Here is a 25,536-nt window from a genome sequence, read left to right on the forward strand (position 1 = left end):
GGCAAAGCCTGATCCCAGCCATATTGGCCCTGCCTTAATTTTAGGCAGTTGCAATATACTGATCGTCCGGGCCTCTCAAATCACCGATTGCGCTTGATTTTCTCCAGAGACGCCAGTGAAATGGCGTCACAGGGGAGTACGCGATTGGCAGCGTTCGATGAAATGCTTCCGGAAGTCTCCGGATTGAGAAAACCGTATTCGGCTTACGATCGCTGGCTGAAGGAGCAGGATCCGGCCAGGCTTACGGAGAAGATGCAGGATGCCGAGCGCGTCTTCCGCAAGACCGGCATCACCTTCGCCGTCTATGGCGAACAGGACGCCTCCGAACGACTGATCCCGTTCGACATCGTTCCCCGCATCATTTCCGGCCATGAATGGCGGCGGCTGACGCAAGGCATCGAGCAGCGGGTGCAGGCGCTGAACGCCTTTCTCGACGACATCTACCACCGCCAGGAAATCCTGCGCGCCGGGCGCGTTCCAAAGGAACTGATCGCCAAGAACGAAGCATTCTTGCCAGAGATGATCGGCGTGCGGCCGCCGGCTGGCGTCTACACCCACATCATCGGCGTCGACATCGTCCGCATCAGCGAGAATGAATTCTACGTGCTGGAGGACAATGCGCGCACGCCGTCCGGCGTCTCCTACATGCTGGAGAACCGCGAGACGATGATGCAGCTCTTTCCTGAGCTGTTCCAGCAGATCAAGGTGCGACCGGTCGAAAACTATCCGCAGCTCCTGCGCCAGTCGCTGGCGGCGGTGCGACCGCAGAGCACGAAGGGTGCGCCGACCATCGCCGTGCTGACGCCAGGCAGCTACAACTCCGCCTATTTCGAGCATGCCTTCCTGGCCGACCAGATGGGCGTGCAGCTTGTCGAAGGCCAGGATCTACGGGTCGTCGACGGCCACGTCGCCATGCGCACCACCGAAGGCTACAAGCAGATCGATGTGCTCTATCGCCGCGTCGATGATTCCTTCCTCGATCCGCTGACCTTCCGTCCGGATTCGGCGCTTGGCATACCAGGCATCATGGATGTCTATCGCGCCGGCAACATCACCATCGCCAATGCGCCGGGAACCGGCATCGCCGACGACAAGGCGATCTATTCCTACATGCCCGAGATCGTCGAATTCTACACCGGCCGCAAGGCGATCCTCGGCAACATACCGACATGGCGCTGCTCGGAACCGGACAGCCTGAAATACGTGCTCGAACACATAGACGAGCTTGTGATCAAGGAGGTGCATGGTTCCGGCGGCTACGGCATGCTGGTTGGGCCGGCGGCGACCAAGAAGGAGTGCGAGGATTTCTCCAAGAAGCTCGCGGCGAAGCCATCCAACTACATTGCCCAGCCGACGCTGGCGCTGTCGACGTGCCCGATCCTGACGGACAAGGGCCTTGCGCCCCGTCACGTCGATCTCCGCCCCTACGTGCTGGTTTCCGACCGCATCCAGATCGTGCCCGGCGGGTTGACGCGCGTCGCGCTGAAGGAAGGTTCGCTGGTCGTCAACTCCTCACAGGGCGGCGGCACCAAGGATACGTGGGTGCTGGATGACTGAGATGAGTGAGTAGAGAAATAGGCCGTAGGCAGTAGGCAGTAGAGGGGACAGGAAATGCCATATTCTATTGAGATTCAGTCGCTTACTGCTCCCTATTCACTATTCCCCACTCACTAGCCCGAAGGGCCATTTCATGCTTCTCGGCCGCACCGCCAACGGGCTCTACTGGATGAACCGCTACATCGAGCGGGCGGAAAACATGGCGCGGCTGGTCGATGCCGGGTTGCGCATGGCTCTGACCCGCACCCAGAGCGCCTCGGAGGAATGGAATTCGGTGTTGCTCAGTGCCGGGTCAGACGTGGCCTTCACGCAGAGATATTCGGATTACACAGCCGCCAACGTCGCCGACTTCCTGCTGCGCGACACGTCGAACCCTTCGAGCACGATGGCCTCGATCGAGACGGCCCGCAACAATGCCCGCATGGTGCGCACCGCGCTGACACGCGAAACCTGGGAAAGCATCAATGAAGCCTGGATGTCGCTGAAACGAATGCTGGCCAAGCCGATCGACGAACGAGACCTGCCCAGCGTGCTCGACGCGATCAAGCGCGAGACGGCGCTGATCCGCGGCTCATTCTACGGCACCATGTTGCGCAACGAGATATTCGACTTCTCGCAGCTCGGCACCTATGTCGAGCGGGCCGACAACACGGCGCGCATTCTCGATGTGAAATACTACGTGCTGCTGCCATCCATCTCCTGGGTCGGTTCGACACTCGACAATTACCAGTGGGAATCGATCCTGCGCTCGGTGTCGGCGCATCGCTCCTATCGTTGGGTCTATGACGCCGACTACAAACCGACCAACATCGCGGATTATCTGATCCTCAATGTCCGCATGCCGCGTTCCCTGACCTTCTGCTACCGCTTCCTGACCGAGCATCTGAAATTCCTGGGCGACGATTACGGCGAGCGGCATGCCTGCCACGCGACGGCAGAGAAGACGCAGGCCATGTTGAGAACCGGTTCGATCAAGGACATATTCGACACCGGCCTGCATGAATTCCTGGCCAATTTCATTCTCGACAACACCAAGCTCGGCGACGAGATCGCGCAAGATTATCGGTTCAACTGATATGCGGCTGAAGATCACCCACCGGACCGAATACCGCTACGATGCGCCCGTGCAATATCTGTTGCAGCGGTTGCGGCTGCTTCCTGCCAGTGGGTCGACGCAGACGGTGTTGTCCTGGGCGCTGAACATCGAAGGCGCCCGCGAGGAAGTTCGTTTTGTCGACCATTTCGGCAACGACACGCGACTTTTGAGCGTCGAGGGCGAACGCGATTTCATCACGGTCGAGGCGGCCGGCGAAGTGGTGACAAGGGACACAGCCGGCGTGTCCGGGCCGCACCAGGGTTTTGCGCCGCTCTGGCTGTTTGGCCATGAAACGCCGCTGACAACGATCGGCAGCGGTATTCGCGAACTCGCGGCGTCGATCGGCAAGGGCACCGATATCGAAAGGTTGCACCGGCTGATGGCGGTCATCGGCGAGCGGGTGGCCTATACGCCGGGCACCACCAATGCGGCGACGCCCGCCGAGGAGGCGTTGGCGTTGAAAACCGGCGTCTGCCAGGATCACAGCCATATATTTGCAGCCACTGCCCGCGCGCTGGGTTTCCCGGCTCGCTACGTCAGCGGCTATCTGATGATGGACACGGCGGTCGAGCAGGCGGCAAGCCATGCCTGGGTCGAGGCGCATGTTCAAGGCCTTGGCTGGGTTGCCTTCGACGCCGCCAACGGCATTTCGCCGGACGAGCGCTATGTGAGGGTTGCAACCGGCCGCGACTACCGCGACGCCACGCCGGTGTCGGGAATTCGGCTGGGACAGGCGGAAGAACAACTTGCGGTCACCGTCACGGTAGAGCAGTAATCCCAGCAAGATTGCTGCCAGAAGAGATTCCATGACCTATTGCGTCGGCCTGAAGATCGATCGCGGGCTCGTGTTCATGTCGGACACGCGCACCAATGCCGGCATGGATTCGATCTCGACCTTCAAGAAGATGCATGTCTGGGAACAGCCGGGCGAGCGCGTCATCGTGCTGATGTCGGCCGGCAACCTGGCGACGACGCAGGCGGTGGTCAGCCTGCTGGAAGAGCGCACAAAGGCGGTTGCCGACCGTCATGCCACGCTGTTGGAAACGCCTTCCATGTATCAGACGGTGCGGCTCGTGGGCGACACCGTCAAGGAAGTAATTGCCCATTCGTCGCCGGCCGGCGAAAAGGCGGATTCCTATTTCAACGCCTCTTTCATCCTCGGGGGGCAGATCAACGGCAGCGAGCCGCGCCTGTTCATGATCTACCCCGAAGGCAATTTCATTGAGTCGACTGACGACACGCCGTTCTTCCAGATCGGCGAGACCAAATACGGCAAGCCGATCATCATCCGCGCCTATGAAAAAACGATGAGCCTCGCCGAGACGGTGAAACTGCTGCTGGTGTCGTTCGACTCGACGCTTAAGTCAAACCTTTCGGTCGGCCTGCCGCTGGACCTGTTGTTCTATGAGAAGGACACTTTCAAGGTCGGACTGAAGAAGCGGATCGGCCAGGATGATCAGTATTACCGCACGATCTCCGATGGTTGGTCTAACGCGTTAAAAACCGCCTTTGCGAGCCTGCCTGATTTTCCAGGATAGCCGCCGCCCCTTCGCAGGCCATTGCGAGCCGATATTTCACATGTTAACTAGACTGCTGATTGAATGTGACGGCTGCAATCAGCGACGCCTGGACAATGCTGGAGGGTGCGAATGAACAACGACGATTTCCGGCAATGGTCGGCGCGCGCGGCCGAATGGGGCGCGGACTATCGAAACAGCCTTCGCGACAGGCCTGTACGGCCGCTTGTGAAGCCGGGCGACATCTTCAAGAGCATCGAGGCAGCGCCGCCGGAAACGGCGGAGCCGATGGACGCGATCTTCGCCGATTTCGAGGACAAGATACTGCCGGGCATGACGCATTGGCAGCATCCGCGTTTCTTCGCCTATTTCCCGGCCAATGCAGCACCCGTTTCGGTCGTGGCCGAGTACCTGGTTTCGGCGATGGCCGCGCAATGCATGCTCTGGCAAACCTCGCCGGCGGCGACCGAGCTGGAGACGCGGGTCGTCGACTGGATGCGGCAGGCGCTCGGCCTGCCAGAAGGGTTTTCCGGGGTCATCCAGGATTCGGCGTCCTCGGCCACGCTTGCCGCCGTGCTGACGATGCGTGAACGCGCGCTCGACTGGCAAGGAAACAAGAAAGGCCTGAGCGGGCAGGCGAGGGTGCGCATCTATTCCTCCGACCAGGTCCATACCTCCATCGACCGCGCGATCTGGGTTGCGGGCATTGGCGAGGATAATCTGGTCCGCATCCCAGCCGCCGGCCGTTTTCGCGCCATGGACACCGTGGCCCTTGAGGCTGCAATCGTCGCCGACAAACAAGCCGGACTGCTGCCAGCCGGCATCATCGCTTGCGTCGGCGGCACCAGCACTGGCGGAACCGATGATATCGCTGATGTCGCGGCGGTGGCAAAACGGCATGGATTGTATCTGCATGTCGATGCGGCGTGGGCGGGATCGGCGATGATCTGCGAGGAATATCGGCACTTCTGGGCCGGTATCGAGCGAGCGGATTCCATCGTCTTCAATCCGCACAAATGGCTGGGCGCGCAGTTCGACTGCTCGATCCAGTTCCTGCGAGATCCGGAAAGCCATGTGAGGACGCTTGCCATCAAGCCGGATTATCTGAAGACGCACGGCCATGACGGCATCGTCAATTATTCCGAATGGTCGGTGCCGCTCGGGCGTCGCTTTCGCGCGCTGAAACTCTGGTTCCTCCTGCGGGCACACGGGCTGGACAACCTGCGCACGATGATCCGCAACCATATCGCCTGGAGTGAAGGTCTTGCCACGCGGCTGGCAAGGGAGCCGGACTTCGAACTCGTTACCGAGCCGATGCTGTCGCTGTTTTCGTTCAGGCATCAAGCCCCATCAGGCTCCGATCCGGATGAGCATAATCTGCGGCTGGTCAATGCCATCAACGATGACGGCCGCATCTACCTGACGCAGACGCGTGTGGATGGTCGGGTCGCGATTCGTTTTCAGGTCGGCCAGTTCGAGGCGACCGCCGGCGATGTCGATACGGCTTTCGATACTATTGCCGAAGTCGCGCGCGCCTTGGCCTGAATCGATTGTTCCGAACCTGCGACGCGGTTTGCTTTTGCAATCATGCGTTTCTATTCACTGGCTCTTGTCTTTTCATAACTTTCGTTTTCGTTTATGGACAAGGAAAACGAAAACGGGAGCCTACCCAATGTACTTGTCGCCGCGCCACGCCGAGATCATCCAGATGGCCAAGGACAATGGCAGGGTGCTGGTCGACGAACTGGCAACGCATTTCAACGTGACGCCACAGACGATCCGCAAGGATCTCAACGATCTGTGCGACCAACGGCTGCTGTCGCGCATCCATGGCGGTGCGCTCTTTCCGTCCGGCATCGAGAACATGGAGTACGAGGCGCGGCGCAAGATTGCCGCCGAGGAGAAAGATGCGATCGGTCGCGCGGCGGCGAGGCTGATCCCGGACAACGCCTCACTGTTCATCAACATAGGCACCACGACCGAGGCGGTCAGCACGGCGCTGCTCGATCACTCCGGGTTGATGGTCATTACCAATAATATCAATGTTGCCAACAGGATGCGTATATATCCTTCGATGGAGGTGGTAATCGCCGGCGGTGTCGTACGCGGCGCCGATGGCGGCATCGTGGGCGAGGCCGCGGTCGACTTCATCAGGCAGTTCAAGGTCGACTATGCTGTGATCGGTGCATCGGCGATCGATCATGACGGAGCGCTGCTCGACTTCGATTTTCGTGAGGTCAAGGTGGCGCAGGCGATCATCGCCAATGCCCGGCATGTCATCCTCGTTGCCGACCAGACGAAGTTCGAACGCACGGCGCCGGTGCGCATTGGCCATCTGTCGCAGGTCAATACATTCATCACCGATCGCTGCGACATCCCGTCGGTGCGCAGGATTTGCCAGGAGGCCGAGGTTCAGCTGGTCGAAACATCGGTCGGTTGAAAGCTCTCGGCTGCGGGTGCTGGGCATTCGTATTCGTTTGACATTCGTTATCATTTCGAAATAATTCCGCCACGGTTTCGTTATAAGGCAAGAATGTTGCAATGCGAAATCGCTGGAGAATCGTGTGGACACCATCCATGACATCTTCGTCATCGGCGGCGGCATCAATGGCTGCGGCATAGCCCGTGATGCTGTTGGTCGAGGCTTTTCGGTCTTTCTCGCGGAGATGAACGATCTGGCCAGCGGAACGTCCTCCGGCTCGACCAAGCTGATCCATGGCGGCCTGCGATACCTTGAATTCTACGAATTCCGCCTCGTGCGCGAAGCGCTGATGGAGCGCGAGGTTCTTTGGCGGAACGCGCCACACATCATCTGGCCGATGCGCTTTGTCCTGCCCTATGCCAAAGGGCTGAGGCCTGCGTGGCTGATCAGGCTTGGGCTCTTCCTTTATGATCACATTGGTGGACGCAAGCTGCTGCCGGCGACGCGGACGCTGGACATGGCCAACGACCCTGCCGGCCGGCCGCTGAAGCCGCTGTTCAGCAAGGCATTTGAGTATTCCGACGGCTGGGTCAACGACGCAAGGCTGGTGGCGTTGAATGCGCGCGACGCCGCCGACCGTGGCGCGACCATCCGGACCCGCACCAAGGTGGTCAGTGCCCGCCGCAAGGGCGATCTCTGGACGGTAAGCCTTGAGAACGTCACGACCGGCGAGACCGAGGAGGTTCAGGCACGCCTGCTGGTCAATGCGGCTGGTCCCTGGGTCGATCACGTGCTGTCGGACACGGTTGGCATGAAGGATGTGCACAATGTCCGCCTGGTGCAGGGCAGCCACATCGTCATCGGCAAGAAGTTCGATGATCCGCGCGCCTATTTCTTCCAGAACAAGGATGGGCGCATCATCTTCGCCATCCCCTATGAGGAAGAATTCACGCTGATCGGCACCACCGACCGGGATTATCCAGGCGATCCGCATGACGCGAAGATCAGCGATGCCGAAATCGACTATCTGTGCGCGGCGGCAAGCGAATACTTCGCCGAGCCGGTCAGGCGTTCTGATATCGTCTGGACCTATTCGGCGGTGCGCCCGCTCTATGATGACGGCGCCTCGAAGGCGCAGGAGGCGACGCGGGATTATGTTCTGAAAGCCGACGGCGGTGAGGGCGTTGCGCCGATCGTCAACGCCTTTGGCGGCAAGATCACCACCTACCGGCGGTTATCGGAATCGGTGCTCGAAAAGATCGAGGGCCTTCTTGGCAAGCGCGGCAAACCGTGGACGGCAAATGCACCGCTGCCAGGAGGCGATTTCCCGGCCACCGGGTTCGATGCCGAGGTCACGAAACTGAAGGCCGCCTATCCGTTCCTCGATGCGCGCCTTGCCCGCCGGTTGACCCGGCTTTACGGAACGCGGGCGCGGTTGCTGCTTGGGTCCGCCAGATCGAATGCCGACCTTGGCCGCAGCTTTGGCGAGGACCTCTACGAGGCCGAGGTGCGCTATCTCGCCGAAAATGAATGGGCCGTCACCGCCGACGATGTGTTGTGGCGCAGGACCAAGCGTGGTCTGCATCTCAGCCGCGAGCAAGCGGCGGCACTCGACGAGTTCATGCGGGGTATGAGCCGCCAGCACATCGCGGCCGCCGAATAGCGGATACCGACACCGAATCGGCAAACCCCGGGAAGGCATGATCTTTCTCTCTGCCGGTTGCATGGATGTCGGAACCGCCGCAAGAATCGATTCTGCTTTGGATCATGCACCGGGGGAGTGGGGATGAGTGGCTTTGTCCTGGCAATCGACCAGGGGACGACATCGACGCGGGCGATCCTGTTCGACGGCGAGATGACGATTGCAGGTAGTGGGCAGAAGGAATTCGCCCAGCACTATCCAGCTTCGGGCTGGGTCGAGCATGATCCCGAGGAGATCTGGGCGAGCGTCGTGACGACGGTGAAGGCAGCCCTGAGGAAGGCCGGACGCAAGGCTTCTGAAGTTGCCGCGCTCGGCATCACCAATCAACGCGAGACGATCGTCGTCTGGGACAGGGCAACCGGCAAGCCCATCCACAATGCCATCGTCTGGCAGGACCGGCGCACCGCGCCGCTGTGTCAGAAACTCAAGAAGCAGGGGCTGGAGAAGACATTCACCAGGAAGACCGGGCTGCTGCTTGACCCGTATTTTTCCGGCACCAAGATCGCCTGGATCCTGGACAAGGTGAAGGGAGCCAGGAAGCGCGCCGAAATGGGTGAGCTGCTGGCCGGCACCATCGATAGCTTTTTGATCTGGCGGCTGACCGGCGGCAAGGTTCACGCTACCGATGCCACCAATGCGTCGCGCACATTGGTCTACAACATCCGGGAAAATGCCTGGGACGACGAACTTCTGGCCATCCTCAGGATACCGGCGAGAATGCTGCCGCAGGTGAAGGATTGCGCTGATGATTTTGGAAGCACTGAGAAAAGCCTGTTCGGGGCCGAGATAAGAATTCTCGGCGTGGCCGGCGACCAGCACGCCGCGACGATCGGCCAGGCCTGTTTCGAACCGGGGATGATGAAATCGACCTACGGGACGGGGTGTTTCGCGCTGCTCAACACGGGCGGCGATCTGGTGCGCTCAAAAAACCGGCTGTTGACGACGATCGCCTACAGGCTGAACGGCAAGACCACCTATGCGCTTGAAGGCTCTATCTTTATCGCCGGTGCGGCCGTGCAATGGCTGCGTGACGGGCTGAAGGTCATCGGCAAGGCCGAGCAGAGCGGCAAATTGGCTGCGACCGCCGATCCGACCCAGAACGTCTACCTTGTGCCTGCCTTTGTCGGGCTTGGCGCGCCGCATTGGGACGCCGATGCGCGGGGCGCTATCTTTGGGCTGACCCGCAATTCCGGCCCGGCGGAATTTGCCCGCGCGGCGCTGGAGTCCGTCGCTTTTCAGACGTGTGATCTGCTCGACGCGATGCGCAAGGACTGGAAGGAGGCTTCGGCAAAGACCGTGCTTCGTGTCGATGGCGGCATGGTCGCGTCGGACTGGACGATGCAACGCCTGGCCGACATTCTTGATGCGCCGGTCGACCGCCCTACCATCCTGGAAACAACCGCGTTGGGCGCAGCGTGGCTGGCTGGTTCGCAAGCCGGTGTGTGGCCGGCGGCCGGAACGTTCGCGAAAAAATGGGTGCTTGAGCGGCGGTTCAAGCCGGAGATGGACACGTCAGTCCGTGCAGCCAAACTTGCCGGTTGGCGAGATGCGATACGCAGGACCTTGAGCACACAATGAAGACCCGCGCCGTTTCCGGCGCGGGGTTCCAAGTCGGTCAGATCAGCCAAGTTCGATCAATAGGGCGAGCGGCACTGCTGACGTGGACCATTGTTCGGCTGGAAGGTATTGTCCGAGGCGCGATACGATCTGTAGCGATTGTAGCACCACTGCACATGTGAATTGCCTTGATAGACGCGATTCTGCTCATTGTTGACGATCGCGCCGCTGATGACCGCGCCCGCGGCGAAGGCGGCAAGCGGGAACCAGAAGTCGCCGTGGCGGCGGTAACCAGGGCGGTAGTAGCTATAGCCACGGTGTCCGTTCCAGTAGCCTCCACCGTTCTGGCGGTCGTAGGCGCGATTTCCGCCGAAATGTCGGTTGTCGCCGTGGTTCCTCTGACCGAAGTTGCGGTTATTGCGGAAATGGCGGTTCTTCAACTGCGGATTAAAATCGACAGCCTGGACGTCGGATGGAGCGACGATAGGAGCCTGCGGCCCGAATATCGGTGCGGCTTCGGCAGGTATGGCGGCAGTGGCCGCGAATGAAATTGACAGAGTTGCGGCCAGCAAGCCCGACATGACCTTATTCATCATCTTCTCCTTGAAAGGGTGGTTTACGTCCCTTGCGGCTGGAAAACGGATAGAGGGTGCTATTGTTCCAGAAAAATGACCAAGTTGCTGATCTGTAATGTTTCTCGTGCTCGAATCTCTATTTGGAAGCTATTTCCCCGAATTATTGGCGAGGCCATTGCATCTTGGATGAACCGCTTCGCAAGGCGCAATGAGGCCGTGGAAATTCTCGGCGTGCAAGCGATCTTTTCCGGTTGACCGGCCGAACCACTCTCCCTATGTTCCGCGCAATTTCGAGGGCAGCCTTTCGCGCCCACGGGAGCGCGTAGCTCAGCCGGTAGAGCAACTGACTTTTAATCAGTAGGTCATGGGTTCGAATCCCATCGCGCTCACCAGAATTTCAAACATCCCCGAAGACCAGCGAGACATTTCCGCCGGCATGGCGCTCAAGTCGCCCGGCGAGGTCCAGTTCCAGCAGCACCATGAAAACCTGCGCGGGATGAAGACCGGTGTGGCGGATGATTTCGTCGACCGATACCGGGGTCGGACCGAGGGCCTCGACAACGCTGGCGCGCTCGTTCTCGCCGGGCGGCGGGGCCGAGAAATCGATGGGATCTTCAAGCGGCGTGGTTTTGGGCGCATGAAGGCCGGTTAGTGGCGCGATCGCGTCGGAAATGTCCGCGGCCTCGGTGACAAGGGTGGCGCCGTCCTTGAGCAGGCCGTTGGTGCCGGCGGCGCGCGGGTCGAGCGGCGAACCTGGAACGGCGAAGACAAGCCGGCCCATCTCGGTGGCTAGCCTGGCGCTGATCAGCGAACCGGAGCGTTGCGCCGCCTCGACCACGACCAGTCCCAGCGACATGCCGGCGACGAGCCTGTTGCGTCGTGGAAAATCCTGGGCGCGCGGTTGCCAGCCGAACGGCATCTCGGAAACGATGGCGCCGCCGTGCCCGGCGATCTCGTCGCAGAGGCCGACGTTTTCCGGCGGATAGGGCATGTCGAGGCCGCCCGCCAGCACACCGATCGTACCTGTGGAAATACTGCCCTGATGGGCCGCCGTGTCGATGCCGCGCGCCAGGCCTGAGACGATGCTGTAGCCGTGTCGGCCAAGATCCGTTGCAAGCGTGCGCGCCATCTTGATGCCGGCCAGCGAGGCGTTGCGGGCGCCAACGATGGCAATGGCCGGCAAGCGGAACACCGCGCCTTCGCCCTTCACCGCGAGCAGCGGCGGCGGGTGGTCCATGTTCTTCAGCAGCGGCGGATAGTCGGGTTCGCCAATGCCGACGAAGCGGGCGCCGGCGCGTCGTGCGGCTTCCAGCTCGGCTTCGGCTTCAGCCACTGATGGAATGCGGGCAATACGGTTGGCACCGCCGGAAATCATCAGCTCGGGCAGTATTTCCAGCGCGGCCTCGGCGGAGCCGAATCGGTTGATCAGGTCACGAAAGGAGGCGGGACCGACATTCTGGGTGCGGATCAGGCGTAGCCAGGCCAGCCGCTGCCGGTCGCTGAGGCGCGGCCCGACAAGCCGGTTGCTCACCCCTTGGCTCCGATCTTGCCTTCCGTGCCGGCGAGCAGCCGCGAAATGTTGGCACGGTGCTTGATGAAGACGATGATGCTCATGACCACGAACAGTCCGGCAATCTGCGGCGTGCTGAGAAAATAGAGCGCGATCGGCACGACAACCGCCGCCATGAGCGCCGCCAGTGAGGAGAAGCGAAAGAGGAAGGCGACAGCCAACCAGACGACGGCGAAGATCAGTGCCACCTGCCAGGCGAGGCCGATCAGCACGCCAAGATATGTGGCCACGCCCTTGCCGCCCTTGAAGCCCAGCCAGACCGGAAAGAGATGGCCAAGGAATGCGCCGAGGCCAGCCCACAGGCCTAGCTCCGGTGCATAATGACTGGCGATCAGGACCGCGACGGTGCCCTTCAGGGCGTCGAGCACCAGTGTGGCGGCGGCAAGGCCCTTGTTGCCGGTGCGCAATACATTGGTTGCGCCTATATTGCCCGAGCCAATCTCGCGCACATCGCCAAGGCCAGCTGCCCGGGTAATCAAAAGTCCGAACGGGATCGAGCCAAGCAGATAGCCGAACACAAGTGCCACGACGGGACCGTAGGTCATTGTTCCCCCTGGATCTCCCCTGGCCGACCGGATTGGAGTGCGAGGTGCTCCGTGTTCTTCGGTCTAGGCCGAAAATATTGTGCGGCCCGCAACCATCGTTTGCAAGACCCTGCCTTGCAGCCGCGCGCCCTCGAAGCAGGTGTTTTTCGAGCGCGAGCGAATGCCGCGTTCGCTAACAATCCACGGCTCGTTCAGGTCGACAACAGCAAGATCAGCCGATGCTCCCGGCTTGAGCGTCCCGCCGGGTAGGCCAAACAGCTTTGCTGGCGCGGTGGACAGCGTCTCGACCAGCCTGAGCAAGGTGACGTCATCATTGTGGTAGAGTCGCAGTGCCGCGCCCAGCAGCGTTTCGAGCCCGATGGCGCCGGCCGCGGCGTCGGCGAAAGGCAGGCGCTTGGTGTCGACATCCTGCGGGTCATGCGAGGAGACAATGATGTCAATCGTGCCGTCCCTGACTGCCTCGATCATCGCCAGCCTATCCTCTTCGGCGCGCAGCGGCGGCGTCAGGCGGAAGAAAGTGCGGTATTCACCGACATCGTTCTCGTTGAGCGACAGATTGTGGATCGACACGCCCGATGTGACACTGGCGCCGTCGGCTTTCGCGCGCGCCATCGAGGCAGCGGCCATCGCCGTAGAGATCTTGGCCGCGTGATATGAGCCGCGCGTCAACCGAGCGAGCGCAAGGTCGCGCTCCAGCGGGATGGATTCGGCTTCACGCGGAATGCCGGCAAGGCCGAGCCAGCTCGCATAAAGGCCTTCATTCATCACGCCGGCCGAGGCGAGGGCGGCATCCTGCGTTTCATGCACGATCATGGCGCCGAAATCGCGCGCATAGGTGAGCGCCCGGCGCATCACCAATGCACTGGCGATGGTGTGTCGCCCGTCGGTGAAGGCGACGGCGCCGGCCTCCCGCAGCAGGCCGAACTCGGTCATATCGCGCCCGTCGAGACCCTTGGTGATCGCCGCGGCGGGGAAGATGTTGACGCTTGCGGTGTCCTTGGCGGTGCGCAGCACGAATTCGACCAGCGCGACATTGTCGATCACCGGATCGGTGTCGGGCATCATGACGATAGACGTTACGCCGCCGGCGGCCGCGGCAACGCTGGCGGAAGCGATGGTTTCGCGATGCTCCCCACCCGGTTCGCCGATGAAAACGCGCCCGTCGACAAGACCAGGGATGATCGCCTTGCCGGAGCAATCGATGATGGTCGCACCTTCCGGAGCGCCCTGGTTCAACGCTGCCTTGCCTGCAGCGGCGATCTTGCGCCCATCGACGATGACGGTGCCAACTTCGTCGAGACCGCGCGAAGGGTCGACGATACGAGCGCGCTCAAAGACTGTCGTGCTCATGCGCCGCTGCCCTCTTGGTTGCGGCGAGGGTCGAGCAGTGCCTCCATCACCGCCATGCGCACGGCGACGCCCATCTCAACCTGTTCCTGGATGACGCTTTGCGGACCATCAGCGATTTCAGAGGCGATCTCGACGCCGCGGTTCATCGGGCCGGGATGCATCACCATCGCGTCGTCCTTTGCCGCCTTCAGCTTTTCAGCGTCGAGCCCGAAATAGCGGTAATATTCGCGCACCGAAGGCACGAGGGCGCCTTCCATGCGTTCGCGCTGCAGGCGCAGCATCATCACGACGTCGGCGCCCTTGAGGCCTTCCGCCATCGAGCGGGTGACGATGACGCCCATCTTTTCGATGCCGGTGGGCAGAAGCGTCGAAGGGGCGACGACACGCACCTGCGCGCCGAGCGCGTTGAGCAGCATGATGTTCGAGCGTGCCACGCGCGAATTCAGGATGTCGCCGCAGATCGCCACGATCAGTTTCGAAAGCGGGCCTTTGGCGCGGCGGATGGTCAGAGCGTCAAGCAGTGCCTGTGTCGGGTGCTCATGGGCGCCGTCGCCGGCATTGACCACCGAACAGCCGACCTTTTGCGCCAGCAGTGCCGCCGCACCCGCCGATTGGTGGCGGATGATCAATATGTCCGGTCGCATGGCGTTCAGCGTCATCGCCGTGTCGATCAGCGTTTCGCCCTTCTTCACCGAAGAGCTGGCCACCGACATGTTCATGACGTCGGCGCCAAGCCGCTTGCCGGCAAGCTCGAAGGACGACTGGGTGCGGGTGGAGGCTTCGTAGAAGAGGTTGATCTGCGTCCGGCCGCGCAGCGTCGAGGTCTTCTTTTCCGACTGTCGGGAGATGGCGACCGCCCGGTCCGCGCGATCGAGCAAAAGCTCTATATCGGCGGGGGAAAGATCGCGGATGCCCAGAAGATGGCGGTGGGGATAAAGCGGCAGGGACGAAGCGTCAGTCATCTCAAGGCGCTGCTATAGGGTGAGGTTTCGGCGGCTGCAAGCACCAGCTTTGGATTGCGGCCTTTCTCCCCGGTATTTTCATCGCGCGCGCAACGTGGCTTGGGCTATAAACCGCCGATGGCTTCGGATTCGTGGCCTGTGACGATAGGGATAAGGCGTGACCGACGACGTGACGAACCAGCCGCCGCCGTTGACGGGCGGGAATGCCTGGCGGGGCGATCCGTTGCTGATCCAGCTTGCCGAGCGCTTTTCCGATTCGGTGCGCAAGGACCTCGATGGCCTCGGCCGCTTCGTGCTGACCCAGGAGGCGCAGGAATTGGCCCGGCTCGCCAATGCCGAGACGCCAAAACTCCGAACCCATGACAGGCAGGGCCGGCGCATCGACCTGGTCGAGTTCCATCCCGCCTACCATGCGCTGATGCGCCGTTCCGTCGCGAACGGGCTGCATTCATCGATCTGGGAAAATGGCGATGCCGAGATCGGCCGCCGCCATCAGGTGCGCGCGGCCCGCTTCTACCTCACCGCCGAGTTGGAGACCGGGCATCTGTGCCCGATCACCATGACCAGCGCGTCGCTGGCGGCGCTGATGGCCAGCCCGAAACTGTTTCGCGAATGGGCGCCCCGTGTCACGACGCGCAAATACGACCAGAGCCAGAAGCCGCCGGTCGAAAAGACCGGCCTGACGCTGGGCATGGGCATGACGGAAAAGCAGGGCGGCACCGATGTGCGCGCCAACGTCACCAAGGCCGAGCGCGCCGGCGGTGGCTTCTATCGCCTGACCGGCCACAAATGGTTCATGTCGGCACCGATGTCGGATGCGTTCCTGGTGCTCGGACAAGCGCCGGAAGGACTCTCGTGCTTCCTTGTTCCCCGTGTTCTTGGCGACGGATCGGGCAACGGCTTCCGCTTCCAGCGGCTGAAGGACAAGCTTGGCAACCGCTCCAACGCCTCTTCGGAAGTCGAATTCGTCAACACCATAGGCGAGATGGTCGGCGAACCGGGCGCAGGCGTGAAGACGATCATGGACATGGTGACGCTGACCCGTCTCGACTGCGCCGTGGCGTCATCGGCGCTCATGCGCGCCGGGCTGGCCGAGGCTGTGCATCACACCCGTCACAGGCAGGTGTTTGGCACCAATCTGATCGAGCAGCCGCTGATGCAGCGGGTGCTTGCCGACATGGCACTCGACGTCGCCGCGGCAACCGCCTTGTCGTTCCGGCTGGCGCGCTCATTCGACGAGGCGGCCAGCGATCGCGGCGAGGCGGCGTTTGCCCGCGCCATGACGCCGGTCGTCAAATACTGGGTCTGCAAGATCGCGCCGCCGCTGCTTTATGAGGCGATGGAGTGCCTGGGGGGCAACGGCTATGTCGAAGAGGCGCCGCTTGCCCGCTATTATCGCGAGGCTCCGGTCAACGCGATCTGGGAAGGATCCGGCAACGTCATGGCGCTCGACGTGCTGCGCGTGCTCAACCGTGCGCCGGGACTGTTCGAGGACGTGCTGGCAGGCATTGATCGTGACCTCGGCGCCGGCGGCCGTGGCACCATCGGCGTGCTCAAGGCCGCGATGCAGGTCGCTGGAACCGATGAGGGCTCGGCCCGGTTGCTCACCGAGCAGCTGGCGCTGTCGGCGGCGGCGGCGGAACTGCGCAGGCTGGGGGCAGGGCGGATCGCCGACGCTTTCGTCGAGACGCGGTTGGCCGGGCAGTGGCGCAACACCTATGGCATGCTCGATTCGCGTCACGATGCGCGCATGATCATCGACACGCTCTATCCGCCAACGAACTAAGCCCAATCAGAAGCGTAGCGATACTGGCCGCGAAAGCCCCACGATTGGTGCTGCAGCCCTCCCTGTGAATTGCCGTTAACCTTAACAAATGGTTTAGATTGCAGTGGCGAGCCGCAAAGCCCACTGTCTCAGGATACCGAGGCAGGAACGGCATGCGTCACGTATTGACCTCTCTTTTGGCTTTGCACTGGGCGCTTGTTTTCGCCTTGCTGGCGTTCATCTGCATCGATGGGAGCCGTGGCGTCTCGGCCGCGCTCGGCATGCTGGGTGTCACCACACTGAGCCCCGGCCTGGCCGATCTCGAGAACGCGGTCGTCGTGGCGCCGCTCGCGACCGCTCTGATGGTGGTTGCCGTGTTGTTTTGCTGGGCATTTCTCGAAACATTGATCAGCACGATAAGTCTCGATGCCGCTGACAGCGTCATGAGGATCGCATTCATCTCGGCCTTCGGCTTGCTGTCGGTGATTCTGGTGGGCGGCGCCGCGCAAGGCATCAATGGGCTGTTCATGGTCATCGCCATCCAGATGGCGGCGCTTCTGGCGTCCTATGTCGCCATGCTCGCCGAGCGGCGTGCGGCATCTCCGGCCACTGTTCCAGGCAAGGGCGAAACCCGCGCGGCGCATGTGATGGCGAAGGGCGCGGCGCATGCCTCCTTGCTCTCCCGAATTTCCGGTCGACCGGACACGAACCGGAAGGATGGTCGCTGATGCGCTATTTGTTCGCGCTGTGGGCGGCCCCCCTCATTTTGTTCTGGGGGTGGTTCTTCCTGTCGCTCAACGACATCAATTTCGGCTATGTCATGTTGAGCCGGCAACTGCATGATCTGGTGTTCCAGCTCTATGGGCAGATGCTGGGTATCGACCCCGCAATCATCCCCGGCATGGTCGCCAGGGCGTGCATTTTCGACGGGTTGTTGCTGATGGCGCTGTGGGCGTTCCGCCGCCGGCGCAACATTGCCGGTTGGGTCAAGAGGCAGTGGGCGGGCCCAGTTCCGTCCGAGCGGCTGCATCAAGCGACTGAAGGCGGTCGAGAACACCCTGCAGGATAAAGGCAGCCGCCGCCGAATCGATCTTGCCGGCGCGTTTCCTGCGTGAAAAATCCATCTCGATCAGCGTCCTTTCGGCCGCGACCGTCGACAGCCGCTCATCCCACAGAACGAATGGCAGGTCGGTCATGCCAGCCATGTTGCGCACAAAGGCGCGGGATTTCTGGGCGCGGGGGCCTTCCGATCCGTCCATGTTGATGGGCAGGCCAAGCACGATGGCGCCGGCATTCTCCTTGTGAAGCACATCGAGCAACACCGCGGCATCCAAGGAGAACTTCTTGCGCATGATCACCGGGCGTGGATGGGCAAAGGAGAAGCCCCGGTCTGAAATCGCAACGCCGATCGTCTTGTCGCCCAGATCAAGACCGGCCAAGGTCTTGCCACCGCCGAGCCGTGCCGGCAATTCCTCGATCGTGATGATGCTCAACGGCTTTCCCTCGACTGCGACGCCGCGCCCGCATTCGAACGGGCAAAGATAATGGATGTCATTGATTTGCGTCGCTGGCGTTCTATCCTCTAGCCCAGCAAAAATCGAGGACGTCTTCATGAAGCTCACCTGGTATGGCCATTCCGCATTCCGCATCGAAACCGCTGGGGCGAAAATCCTCATCGATCCCTATCTGATCGGCAATCCATCGTGGACGGGCGGCTGGGAAGAACCGGCGGAAGGGATCACGCATGTCCTGCTGACCCACGGCCACAGCGATCACATCAGCGGCGCGGTGGAAGTGCTCAACAAGAGTGGCGCCCAGCTCGTCGCCAATTTCGAGATCTGCATGTACCTGGTCGGCAAGGGCGTCAACGGCCAGAAGATCAATCCCGGCAATATTGGCGGCACAGTTGACTGCGGCGCTTTCACCACGACTTTCGTCCAGGCGCTGCACTCATCCTCGTTTGGCGAAGAGGGTGGCAAGAATGTCTATCTCGGCAACCCGGGTGGGCTTGTCCTGCATTTTCCGGAGGACGAGACGCTCTACCACATGGGCGACACGGACATCTTTTCCGACATGGCGCTCATCAACGAACTGCACGAACCCAAGATCGGCATCGTGCCGATCGGGGACCGGTTTACCATGGGCGGCGCGGTGGCAGCGCTCGCCTGCCGGCGCTTCTTGAAGTTCGACACGGTCATTCCCTGCCATTTCGGCACGTTTCCGATGATCGATCCCACCGCCGAAAAGTTCGTGGCCGGCATGGACGGATCGGGCGCCAAGGTGGCTTTGCCGAAGATCGGCGAGACGATCATCATCTGAGACGGACAAAGTAGAAGAAAACCATGGATTCGAGGGACACTCCGTGTGTGTCGCCATGGGTTTGAAATTGCCATGGCGAAGACGATGCGCTGATCAAATCGGCGTGCTAGCTTCGTTTTCATGGGGACTATCAAACGAGTAGCGTCGTTCTTCCGTAGACAGCGGCCCGTATTCCAACGGCTCGAACTGCATGTTGCGCATGGCTGCAACCTGTCGTGCGAAAGCTGCTCGCATTACTCCAACCACGCGCACGCCGGTATCGTTTCTCTCGAAGACGCCGACCGCTGGATGGCACTGTGGAGCCAGCGCGTCTCCGTCACGTGCTTCTCCCTGCTGGGCGGTGAACCCACCATCCATCCGCAATTGCCTGAATTCGTCGGGCTGGTGCGGCGGCATTGGCCGAAAACCCAAATCGAGATCGTCAGCAACGGCTTCTTCCTGCACCGCCATCCGACACTGCCCGCTGTCCTGGCCGCGGATCCCGATGCCTGCCTGTTCGTTTCCATCCATCACGATTCCGATGAATATCGCGAACGGCTGAAACCGGTCTTCGACTTGCTGGAGAGATGGCGGCGAGACCACGGTTTTGTCGCCAGGATTCGACCGTCGCACAAGCAATGGACGCGGCGCTACACCGGTTTTGGCGACGGCATGCTGCCATTCGAGGATGGTGACCCACGGGCCAGTTGGGAGATCTGCCCAGCCCGCCACTGCAAGCAGCTGTATGACGGGCGCATCTGGAAATGCGCTCCGCTGGCCTATCTGCCGATGCAGAAGGCCAGATACCGCCTCTCCGAAAAATGGAACGCCTATCTGGGTTATCGGCCGCTGGAGCCCGGCTGCTCCGACGCCGAATTGCGAACCTTTGCCGCGCTGGAGGACGAGGCGGCATGCGGCATGTGTCCGGGCAGCGAGCGGCTGTTCGAATTGCCCGTTCCGCTGCGCCAGCCTAAAAGCCGGGCTAGCACTTCGGCGTAGGCTGTCGCACGATGCAGTTGCGCGGCACGCGCCGCGCCGCTATAGCGCCACTTGGTTTTCCAGAGGCAGAAACATGTCCGTTGATCTTCAGACAGTGAAGCGCGTCGCGCGTCTCGCCCGCATCGCGGTGAGCGAGGAGGACGCGGAGCGCATGACCGGCGAATTGAACGCCATTCTGGGCTTCGTCGAGCAATTGAACGAGGTCGACGTCTCCGGTGTCGAACCGATGACATCGGTCACGCCGATGGAGATGAAGAAGCGCCAGGACGTTGTCACCGACGGCGGCAAGGCTGCCGACATCGTTGCCAACGCGCCGGCGACGGAAGAGAATTTCTTCCTGGTTCCCAAGGTGGTGGAGTAGGCCGCGGTGGCAATCGAGATCGCCATCGAAACGCCGCTGCAGGATGATGTGCGCGGGTTGGTGAACGAACTCAACGCCACGCTGCTCGAACTGACGCCGCCGGAGCACTGCTGTCACATGACCGTCGAGCAGATGGCTGACAAAGACACGACCGTTTTCATCGCTCGCGACAATGGACTTGCCATTGGCTGTGGCGCGTTGAAGCGGCATGATGACGTCGTGGGCGAGGTGAAGCGCATGTACACGCGGCCTTCGCATCGCGGCCAGAAGATAGGCGCGCGGATCGTGGAGCGCGTCGAGGCGCTGGCGCGTGACGAAGGTCTGAAGCGCCTGGTGCTGGAAACCGGCGATCGCCACCCTGCTGCGTGGACCGTCTACGAACGCGCCGGCTTTTCGCGCTGCGGACCGGTGCTGGATTATCCCGATTCCGAGTGGTCGGTGTTTTACGAAAAGAGTCTTGCCTGATGAGCGACCTGACCCATCTGACGATTTCGCAGGCCCGCGCCAAGCTGCGTGCCAAGGAAATCACCGCGACCGAGATCACCGAGGCGTATCTGGCGGCGATCGATCGCGCCAACCCTGCGCTCAATGCCTATGTCGCGGTGACCGGTGACAAGGCCCGCGACATGGCCAGGGCATCCGACGCGAAGCTCGCCAAGGGCGAGGGCGGCGCCCTGGAGGGCATTCCGCTCGGGATCAAGGATCTGTTCGGCACCGAAGGTGTCCACACCCAGGCCTGTAGCCACGTTCTCGACGGTTTCAAGCCGCGTTATGAATCGACCGTCACCGCCAATCTCTGGGCCGACGGTGCGGTCATGCTGGGCAAGCTCAACATGGACGAGTTCGCCATGGGCTCGTCCAACGAGACATCCTACTATGGCCCTGTCATCAATCCGTGGCGGCGTTCGCGCACGGACACGGTGGTGATGCCGGTCACGCATCAGGGCGATGGCGGCTTCGTCTCGGCGGGCGGCACAAAGACCACGCGCACGCTGGACAATGCGCAACTGGTTCCCGGTGGTTCGTCCGGCGGCTCGGCTTCGGCGGTCTCCGCCTTCCTGTGCGCCGGCGCCACCGCCACCGACACCGGCGGTTCGATCCGCCAGCCCGCCGCCTTTACCGGCACGGTTGGCATCAAGCCGACCTATGGCCGCTGCTCGCGCTGGGGCATCGTCGCCTTCGCCTCGTCGCTCGACCAGGCCGGGCCGATCGCACGCGACGTGCGCGACGCGGCGATCATGCTCAAGTCGATGGCTTCAGTCGATTCGAAGGACACCACTTCGGTCGACCGGCCGGTGCCGGACTATGAGGCTGCGATCGGCAAGCCGATCAGGGGCATGAAGGTCGGCATTCCCAAGGAATACCGTGTCGACGGCATGCCCGAAGAGATCGAGGCGCTGTGGCAGAAGGGCATTGCCTGGCTGAAGGACGCCGGCGCCGAGATCGTCGATATTTCGCTTCCACATACGAAATACGCACTGCCGGCCTACTACATCGTGGCGCCTGCGGAAGCCTCGTCAAACCTCGCCCGCTACGACGGCGTCCGCTATGGATTGCGCGTGCCCGGCAAGGACATCGTCGACATGTACGAGAAGACCCGCGCCGCCGGTTTCGGCCGCGAGGTCAAGCGCCGTATCATGATCGGCACCTATGTGCTGTCGGCCGGCTATTACGACGCCTACTATCTGCAGGCACAGAAGGTGCGGAACCTGATCAAGCGTGATTTCGAGAATGTGTTCGCCGCCGGTGTCGATGTCATCCTGACCCCGGCGACGCCGTCGGCGGCATTTGGCGTCGCTGACGAGGACATGGCATCGGATCCGGTGAAAATGTATCTCAACGATATTTTCACGGTGACCGTGAACATGGCAGGCCTGCCCGGCATCTCCGTGCCCGCCGGGCTCGATCCCAAGGGCTTGCCGCTTGGGCTTCAGATCATCGGCCGGCCTTTCGATGAGGAAACGCTGTTCCAAACCGCTCAGGTCATCGAGCAGGCGGCGGGGACGTTCCAGCCGGAGAAGTGGTGGTAGGCTCCCGAAGCTGACGAGGCGAGGGGATGTTCTTCCACCTTTCCAAGATCTTCTGGTTCTTCATCCAGCCACTGAACCTGTCGATCTTTCTGCTCCTGGCGGGGATGGTCGCGGTCACGTTTGGCCGACGGCGATTGGCAGTCACCGGCAGTGTGCTGGCCTTTCTGGTCCTAGCGCTGTCGGCCTGGACGTCGCTTGGCGCGCTGATGCTGAACCCGCTGGAGCAGCGCTTTCCGCGCGCATCATTGCCCGAAAAGGTCGATGGAATCGTCGTGCTCGGCGGCGGCTTCGAGGGCGCCATCAACCTGGTGCGGGGCGGCTACGAGTTGAACGCCGGCGGCGACCGCATGGTCGAGACGGCTGTGCTGGCGCGGCGCTTCCCCGAGGCGAAGATTGTCGTGTCCGGCGGCAGTGGCGAACTGATCCTGGACGGCGAGGGCGATGCGACCACGGCGCCCCGCCTGCTCGGCGCCCTGGGGGTATCAGCCGATCGGCTGATCCTCGAGAGCAGATCCCGCAACACCTACGAGAATGCCGTCTTCACCCGTCAGATGGTGGCACCGAAACCAGGAGAGACCTGGCTGCTGGTGACCTCCGCCTTCCATATGCCTCGTGCCAAAGCCTTGTTCGACAAAGCCGGCTTTGCGACGGTTCCGTGGCCGGTCGACTACCGCACCTCCGGTCGGGAAGGCGTCGGCTTGTTCCGGGACAATGCCGCCGATTCGCTGCAGGCCACGACCATGGCGATCCGCGAATGGATCGGCCTTTTCGCCTATTGGCTGTCGGGTCGTATCGACGAGCCCTTTCCGGGCCCAGGTGACATTGGTTGACAAGCCCCGTCGGTGCGGCGGCTGCGATCAGGTGGGCAGCGGCACGACTGCTTCCGCGCGCAGGGCGTCGAGGACAAACTCAGTCTTGGTAACCCACCCCAAAGCGTGTTCGAAATTCCACAGCGTTGACTGGCGATTGAAGTCCGGCCCGGAATGGTTCATCGCGTCCTCGATCAGGATCGGCCAGAATTCCCGCGAGTAAGCATCGCGCGCGGTCGCGTCGACGCAGATGTTCGTCGCGACCCCTGTGAAGAGCAGGTGACTGATGTCGCGAGCCCGCAGGGACGCTTCGAGATCGGTGTTGCAAAATCCGCTGTAGCGGGATTTTCGAATGACCAGGTCGTCCGGTTCAGGCTTCAACTCATCGACGATCTGCCAGTCCCAGCTGTTGTCTATCAGAAGCCGGCCGTGAAGCTCCGGCCGCTCGCGCATCATGACCCTCCCCAGTTCCTTGTGATAGTTCGGAGATGAAGGGTCTCCGCCGTCGCTGAGGTCGGGCTTGTAGGACATTTGCAGGTAGACCACGGCGACGCCGGCGCGACGGGCCGCCGTGAGGAGGCGCTTGTTGGCGTCGATAGCGGTAGCCGCTCCGGATATGTCTATTCCGGCCAGATCGAACATGCCGCCCTTCGAGGCAAAGGCATTTTGCATATCCACAACCACGATGGCTGTCCGGGCGGGCGTGAGACTGAGCGATTCCGGCCTGGCAGTTATCGTCAGCATGGCTTCCTCCTCCGCGACATCGGCAATACGCGCCAATGGGTAATACCTGTTCTCTCACGGCTTTTGTGAAGCGGCGTGTCGGCATCGTCAATGGCCGCTTGTGGTCCTGCGAACAATGTCGCTGCAGGACCAAACAAGGTCGGCGGGCGCTGCGCCGCGATTTTCAAAACAGCGGAAACATTGCGGGAATTCCTATATGTAGTCCTTGATATGACTCCCGGAGACAGCCGCGCGTGTTCCTTTCGGTTTTCGACCTGTTCAAGATCGGCATCGGCCCGTCGAGTTCCCACACTATGGGGCCGATGACGGCTGCCGCCCGTTTCCTGGACGAAATCCTCAATGGTGACTGGCCGCGCCCCGCTGGCGTCAAGGTGGATCGCGTCGGCGCCAGCCTGCATGGCTCGCTCGCCTATACAGGCATTGGCCACGGTAGCGACCGCGCCGTTGCGCTTGGCCTCGCCGGCCTAACACCGCAGACGGTCGATCCCGACCAGGCCGACGGCATTGCGGCACGCATTGCCGCCGACAAGCGGATTTCGCCGCCCGGCCATCCGTCCTATCGCTTTGATCCGGCCACGGATCTTGTCCTTGACCGCAAGACGCCGCTCACCGGCCACGCCAATGGCATGGCGTTTTATGCCTATGATGCTGGCGACCGGTTGCTGCTCAAGCGCATCTATTATTCGATCGGCGGCGGCTTCGTGGTTTCCGAGGAAGAATTGCAGCGGATGAAGGCCAAGGGGTCGGTGACGACCGAAGGCAAGAAGGTTCCGTACCCGTTCAAGAACGCGGTCGAGATGCTGGCGATGGCGGGCAAGAGCGGGCTTTCCATCGCCGACATGAAGCGCGTCAACGAGGAAACGCAGATGTCGCGCGAGGAACTCGACGCCGGCCTCGACGGAATCTGGAGCGCCATGAAGGGCTGCATTGACCGCGGCCTGTCGCAGGACGGTATCATGCCGGGTGGCCTGAAGGTGCGCCGCCGGGCGCGCATGCTGCATGACAAGCTGCAGGAGCAGTGGCAGCAGAACAAACCCAACCCGTTGCTCGCCAATGACTGGCTGTCGATCTACGCTATGGCGGTCAATGAGGAGAACGCCGCCGGAGGACGTGTCGTCACCGCGCCGACGAATGGTGCAGCAGGTACGCTGCCGTCTGTGCTGCGCTACTGGCTGCATTTCCATCCCGAGGCCGACCAGCCCAGCATCCGCGATTTCCTGCTGACAGCTGCCGCCGTTGGCGGCATCATCAAGACCAATGCCTCGATCTCCGGTGCCGAAGTCGGCTGCCAGGGCGAGGTGGGTTCCGCATCGGCGATGGCGGCGGCCGGTTTGTGTGCCGTCATGGGCGGCACGCCGGAGCAGGTCGAGAATGCCGCCGAGATCGCCTTGGAACATCATCTCGGCATGACCTGCGATCCGGTCGGCGGGCTGGTGCAGGTGCCCTGCATCGAGCGCAATGCGCTCGGCGCGGTCAAGGCGGTGACCGCCGCTTCGCTCGCCATCAAGGGCGACGGCATTCATTTCGTGCCGCTCGACGCGGCGATCGAGACGATGCGCCAGACCGGCCTCGACATGAACGAGAAATACAAGGAAACCAGCCTTGGCGGGCTCGCCGTCAACGTCGTGGAGTGCTGAGCGCCAATGCAAGTCCTGTGACTGGCACTGTGGAGAACCC

The 25,536-nt window shown here is 61.9% G+C and carries 25 protein-coding genes and 1 tRNA gene; 19 read left to right on the forward strand and 7 right to left on the reverse strand.

Translation table 11 applies throughout. From position 1 onward, the window contains the following. Nucleotides 1–144 precede the first annotated feature (144 nt). The 8 genes from ABVQ20_RS06555 (at nt 145) to glpK (ending at nt 9,872) form a co-directional block, all read left to right on the forward strand. Entirely contained in the window at nt 145–1,557 is a 1,413-nt protein-coding gene (locus ABVQ20_RS06555; RefSeq protein WP_354458728.1) for a circularly permuted type 2 ATP-grasp protein, read from the forward strand. A 133-nt stretch (nt 1,558–1,690) separates the two neighbouring features. Next, complete coding sequence (locus ABVQ20_RS06560; protein WP_354458729.1) at nt 1,691–2,632, forward strand: alpha-E domain-containing protein; 942 nt, start codon at nt 1,691–1,693, stop codon at nt 2,630–2,632. A 1-nt stretch (nt 2,633) separates the two neighbouring features. After that, nucleotides 2,634–3,428: a transglutaminase family protein gene (locus ABVQ20_RS06565; RefSeq protein ID WP_354458730.1), complete on the forward strand. Its 795-nt coding sequence runs from the start codon at nt 2,634–2,636 to the stop codon at nt 3,426–3,428. Nucleotides 3,429–3,459: 31 nt separating this feature from the next. Continuing rightward, nucleotides 3,460–4,191, forward strand: a complete 732-nt coding sequence (locus ABVQ20_RS06570) for a proteasome-type protease (RefSeq protein WP_354458731.1) — start codon at nt 3,460–3,462, stop codon at nt 4,189–4,191. 111 nt (nt 4,192–4,302) lie between these two features. Beyond that, nucleotides 4,303–5,715 (forward strand): pyridoxal phosphate-dependent decarboxylase family protein, encoded by a 1,413-nt coding sequence (locus ABVQ20_RS06575; RefSeq protein ID WP_354458732.1) that lies wholly within the window; start codon nt 4,303–4,305, stop codon nt 5,713–5,715. A gap of 127 nt (nt 5,716–5,842) precedes the next feature. Next, entirely contained in the window at nt 5,843–6,610 is a 768-nt protein-coding gene (locus tag ABVQ20_RS06580) for a DeoR/GlpR family DNA-binding transcription regulator (RefSeq protein ID WP_354458733.1), read from the forward strand. Between the two features lie 124 nt (nt 6,611–6,734). Then, nucleotides 6,735–8,255 (forward strand): glycerol-3-phosphate dehydrogenase, encoded by a 1,521-nt coding sequence (gene glpD / locus ABVQ20_RS06585; protein WP_354458734.1) that lies wholly within the window; start codon nt 6,735–6,737, stop codon nt 8,253–8,255. A 123-nt stretch (nt 8,256–8,378) separates the two neighbouring features. Continuing rightward, complete coding sequence (glpK, locus tag ABVQ20_RS06590; RefSeq protein ID WP_354458735.1) at nt 8,379–9,872, forward strand: glycerol kinase GlpK; 1,494 nt, start codon at nt 8,379–8,381, stop codon at nt 9,870–9,872. A gap of 56 nt (nt 9,873–9,928) precedes the next feature. On the opposite strand, the gene ABVQ20_RS06595 is transcribed toward glpK, so the two are convergent. Beyond that, complete coding sequence (locus ABVQ20_RS06595) at nt 9,929–10,444, reverse strand: BA14K family protein (protein ID WP_354458736.1); 516 nt, start codon at nt 10,442–10,444, stop codon at nt 9,929–9,931. Between the two features lie 298 nt (nt 10,445–10,742). On the opposite strand from ABVQ20_RS06595, the gene ABVQ20_RS06600 reads away from it, so the two are divergent. Next, a tRNA-Lys gene (locus tag ABVQ20_RS06600) sits at nt 10,743–10,818 on the forward strand. Between the two features lie 5 nt (nt 10,819–10,823). Here ABVQ20_RS06600 and dprA read toward each other — a convergent pair. The 4 genes from dprA to ABVQ20_RS06620 all read right to left on the reverse strand — a co-directional run bounded on the left by dprA (nt 10,824) and on the right by ABVQ20_RS06620 (nt 14,853). Continuing rightward, entirely contained in the window at nt 10,824–11,957 is a 1,134-nt protein-coding gene (gene dprA, locus ABVQ20_RS06605) for a DNA-processing protein DprA (protein ID WP_354458737.1), read from the reverse strand. Further along, nucleotides 11,954–12,541: a glycerol-3-phosphate 1-O-acyltransferase PlsY gene (plsY, locus tag ABVQ20_RS06610; RefSeq protein WP_354458738.1), complete on the reverse strand. Its 588-nt coding sequence runs from the start codon at nt 12,539–12,541 to the stop codon at nt 11,954–11,956. Before plsY ends, dprA begins: the two co-directional genes overlap by 4 nt. Before the next feature lie 63 nt (nt 12,542–12,604). Then, the gene (locus ABVQ20_RS06615; RefSeq protein ID WP_354458739.1) at nt 12,605–13,891 is read right to left on the reverse strand and encodes a dihydroorotase; all 1,287 of its coding nucleotides are present in this window, start codon (nt 13,889–13,891) and stop codon (nt 12,605–12,607) included. Beyond that, complete coding sequence (locus ABVQ20_RS06620) at nt 13,888–14,853, reverse strand: aspartate carbamoyltransferase catalytic subunit (protein WP_354458740.1); 966 nt, start codon at nt 14,851–14,853, stop codon at nt 13,888–13,890. The genes ABVQ20_RS06615 and ABVQ20_RS06620 overlap by 4 nt, the downstream gene beginning before the upstream one ends. 157 nt (nt 14,854–15,010) lie before the next feature. Between ABVQ20_RS06620 and ABVQ20_RS06625 the strand changes: the two genes are divergently transcribed. From ABVQ20_RS06625 to ABVQ20_RS06635, 3 genes are all read left to right on the forward strand, one after another. Then, complete coding sequence (locus ABVQ20_RS06625) at nt 15,011–16,639, forward strand: DNA alkylation response protein (RefSeq protein ID WP_354458741.1); 1,629 nt, start codon at nt 15,011–15,013, stop codon at nt 16,637–16,639. A gap of 152 nt (nt 16,640–16,791) precedes the next feature. Next, on the forward strand, nt 16,792–17,346 hold the full coding sequence (locus ABVQ20_RS06630; RefSeq protein WP_354458742.1) for a hypothetical protein: 555 nt from the start codon (nt 16,792–16,794) through the stop codon (nt 17,344–17,346). Beyond that, the gene (locus ABVQ20_RS06635; protein WP_354458743.1) at nt 17,346–17,687 is read left to right on the forward strand and encodes a DUF6105 family protein; all 342 of its coding nucleotides are present in this window, start codon (nt 17,346–17,348) and stop codon (nt 17,685–17,687) included. Before ABVQ20_RS06630 ends, ABVQ20_RS06635 begins: the two co-directional genes overlap by 1 nt. Here ABVQ20_RS06635 and ruvX read toward each other — a convergent pair. Further along, on the reverse strand, nt 17,605–18,111 hold the full coding sequence (gene ruvX, locus ABVQ20_RS06640) for a Holliday junction resolvase RuvX (protein WP_354458744.1): 507 nt from the start codon (nt 18,109–18,111) through the stop codon (nt 17,605–17,607). The two genes, ABVQ20_RS06635 and ruvX, sit on opposite strands and share 83 nt — an antisense overlap. Nucleotides 18,112–18,229: 118 nt before the next feature. On the opposite strand from ruvX, the gene ABVQ20_RS06645 reads away from it, so the two are divergent. From ABVQ20_RS06645 to ABVQ20_RS06670, 6 genes are all read left to right on the forward strand, one after another. Continuing rightward, a complete protein-coding gene (locus tag ABVQ20_RS06645) occupies nt 18,230–18,937 on the forward strand; it encodes a metal-dependent hydrolase (RefSeq protein ID WP_354458745.1) in 708 nt (235 codons plus the stop codon). Nucleotides 18,938–19,057: 120 nt separating this feature from the next. Further along, nucleotides 19,058–19,915 (forward strand): radical SAM protein, encoded by an 858-nt coding sequence (locus tag ABVQ20_RS06650; RefSeq protein ID WP_354458746.1) that lies wholly within the window; start codon nt 19,058–19,060, stop codon nt 19,913–19,915. Between the two features lie 73 nt (nt 19,916–19,988). Further along, nucleotides 19,989–20,276, forward strand: coding sequence for an Asp-tRNA(Asn)/Glu-tRNA(Gln) amidotransferase subunit GatC (gene gatC, locus ABVQ20_RS06655; RefSeq protein ID WP_354458747.1), 288 nt, complete (start codon nt 19,989–19,991; stop codon nt 20,274–20,276). Nucleotides 20,277–20,282: 6 nt separating this feature from the next. Next, nucleotides 20,283–20,741 carry a GNAT family N-acetyltransferase gene (locus tag ABVQ20_RS06660; RefSeq protein ID WP_354458748.1) on the forward strand — a complete coding sequence of 153 codons (459 nt, stop codon included), beginning with the start codon at nt 20,283–20,285 and terminating at the stop codon, nt 20,739–20,741. Then, a complete protein-coding gene (locus tag ABVQ20_RS06665; RefSeq protein ID WP_354458749.1) occupies nt 20,741–22,306 on the forward strand; it encodes an amidase in 1,566 nt (521 codons plus the stop codon). Before ABVQ20_RS06660 ends, ABVQ20_RS06665 begins: the two co-directional genes overlap by 1 nt. A gap of 26 nt (nt 22,307–22,332) precedes the next feature. Next, nucleotides 22,333–23,136 carry a YdcF family protein gene (locus tag ABVQ20_RS06670; protein ID WP_354458750.1) on the forward strand — a complete coding sequence of 268 codons (804 nt, stop codon included), beginning with the start codon at nt 22,333–22,335 and terminating at the stop codon, nt 23,134–23,136. A 27-nt stretch (nt 23,137–23,163) separates the two neighbouring features. Here ABVQ20_RS06670 and ABVQ20_RS06675 read toward each other — a convergent pair whose 3' ends face one another. Continuing rightward, nucleotides 23,164–23,859: a cysteine hydrolase family protein gene (locus tag ABVQ20_RS06675; RefSeq protein WP_435528411.1), complete on the reverse strand. Its 696-nt coding sequence runs from the start codon at nt 23,857–23,859 to the stop codon at nt 23,164–23,166. Nucleotides 23,860–24,092: 233 nt separating this feature from the next. Between ABVQ20_RS06675 and ABVQ20_RS06680 the strand changes: the two genes are divergently transcribed. After that, on the forward strand, nt 24,093–25,496 hold the full coding sequence (locus ABVQ20_RS06680) for an L-serine ammonia-lyase (protein ID WP_354458752.1): 1,404 nt from the start codon (nt 24,093–24,095) through the stop codon (nt 25,494–25,496). The last annotated feature ends 40 nt before the right edge of the window (nt 25,497–25,536 follow it).

Origin of the sequence: Mesorhizobium shangrilense (assembly GCF_040537815.1) — a bacterium.
Taxonomy (GTDB): domain Bacteria; phylum Pseudomonadota; class Alphaproteobacteria; order Rhizobiales; family Rhizobiaceae; genus Mesorhizobium; species Mesorhizobium shangrilense.

What these genes read in the sequence shown, in the direction of transcription:
- ABVQ20_RS06560 (WP_354458729.1), top strand. Translation starts at nt 1,691, where the DNA reads ATGCTTCTCGGCCGCACCGCCAACGGGCTCTACTGGATGAACCGCTAC.
- ABVQ20_RS06565 (WP_354458730.1), top strand. Translation starts at nt 2,634, where the DNA reads ATGCGGCTGAAGATCACCCACCGGACCGAATACCGCTACGATGCGCCC.
- ABVQ20_RS06570 (WP_354458731.1), top strand. Translation starts at nt 3,460, where the DNA reads ATGACCTATTGCGTCGGCCTGAAGATCGATCGCGGGCTCGTGTTCATG.
- ABVQ20_RS06575 (WP_354458732.1), top strand. Translation starts at nt 4,303, where the DNA reads ATGAACAACGACGATTTCCGGCAATGGTCGGCGCGCGCGGCCGAATGG.
- ABVQ20_RS06580 (WP_354458733.1), top strand. Translation starts at nt 5,843, where the DNA reads ATGTACTTGTCGCCGCGCCACGCCGAGATCATCCAGATGGCCAAGGAC.
- glpK (WP_354458735.1), top strand. Translation starts at nt 8,379, where the DNA reads ATGAGTGGCTTTGTCCTGGCAATCGACCAGGGGACGACATCGACGCGG.
- ABVQ20_RS06595 (WP_354458736.1), bottom strand. Translation starts at nt 10,444, where the DNA reads ATGAATAAGGTCATGTCGGGCTTGCTGGCCGCAACTCTGTCAATTTCA.
- plsY (WP_354458738.1), bottom strand. Translation starts at nt 12,541, where the DNA reads ATGACCTACGGTCCCGTCGTGGCACTTGTGTTCGGCTATCTGCTTGGC.
- ABVQ20_RS06615 (WP_354458739.1), bottom strand. Translation starts at nt 13,891, where the DNA reads ATGAGCACGACAGTCTTTGAGCGCGCTCGTATCGTCGACCCTTCGCGC.
- ABVQ20_RS06620 (WP_354458740.1), bottom strand. Translation starts at nt 14,853, where the DNA reads ATGACTGACGCTTCGTCCCTGCCGCTTTATCCCCACCGCCATCTTCTG.
- ABVQ20_RS06630 (WP_354458742.1), top strand. Translation starts at nt 16,792, where the DNA reads ATGCGTCACGTATTGACCTCTCTTTTGGCTTTGCACTGGGCGCTTGTT.
- ABVQ20_RS06635 (WP_354458743.1), top strand. Translation starts at nt 17,346, where the DNA reads ATGCGCTATTTGTTCGCGCTGTGGGCGGCCCCCCTCATTTTGTTCTGG.
- ABVQ20_RS06645 (WP_354458745.1), top strand. Translation starts at nt 18,230, where the DNA reads ATGAAGCTCACCTGGTATGGCCATTCCGCATTCCGCATCGAAACCGCT.
- ABVQ20_RS06650 (WP_354458746.1), top strand. Translation starts at nt 19,058, where the DNA reads ATGGGGACTATCAAACGAGTAGCGTCGTTCTTCCGTAGACAGCGGCCC.
- gatC (WP_354458747.1), top strand. Translation starts at nt 19,989, where the DNA reads ATGTCCGTTGATCTTCAGACAGTGAAGCGCGTCGCGCGTCTCGCCCGC.
- ABVQ20_RS06665 (WP_354458749.1), top strand. Translation starts at nt 20,741, where the DNA reads ATGAGCGACCTGACCCATCTGACGATTTCGCAGGCCCGCGCCAAGCTG.
- ABVQ20_RS06670 (WP_354458750.1), top strand. Translation starts at nt 22,333, where the DNA reads ATGTTCTTCCACCTTTCCAAGATCTTCTGGTTCTTCATCCAGCCACTG.
- ABVQ20_RS06675 (WP_435528411.1), bottom strand. Translation starts at nt 23,859, where the DNA reads ATGCTGACGATAACTGCCAGGCCGGAATCGCTCAGTCTCACGCCCGCC.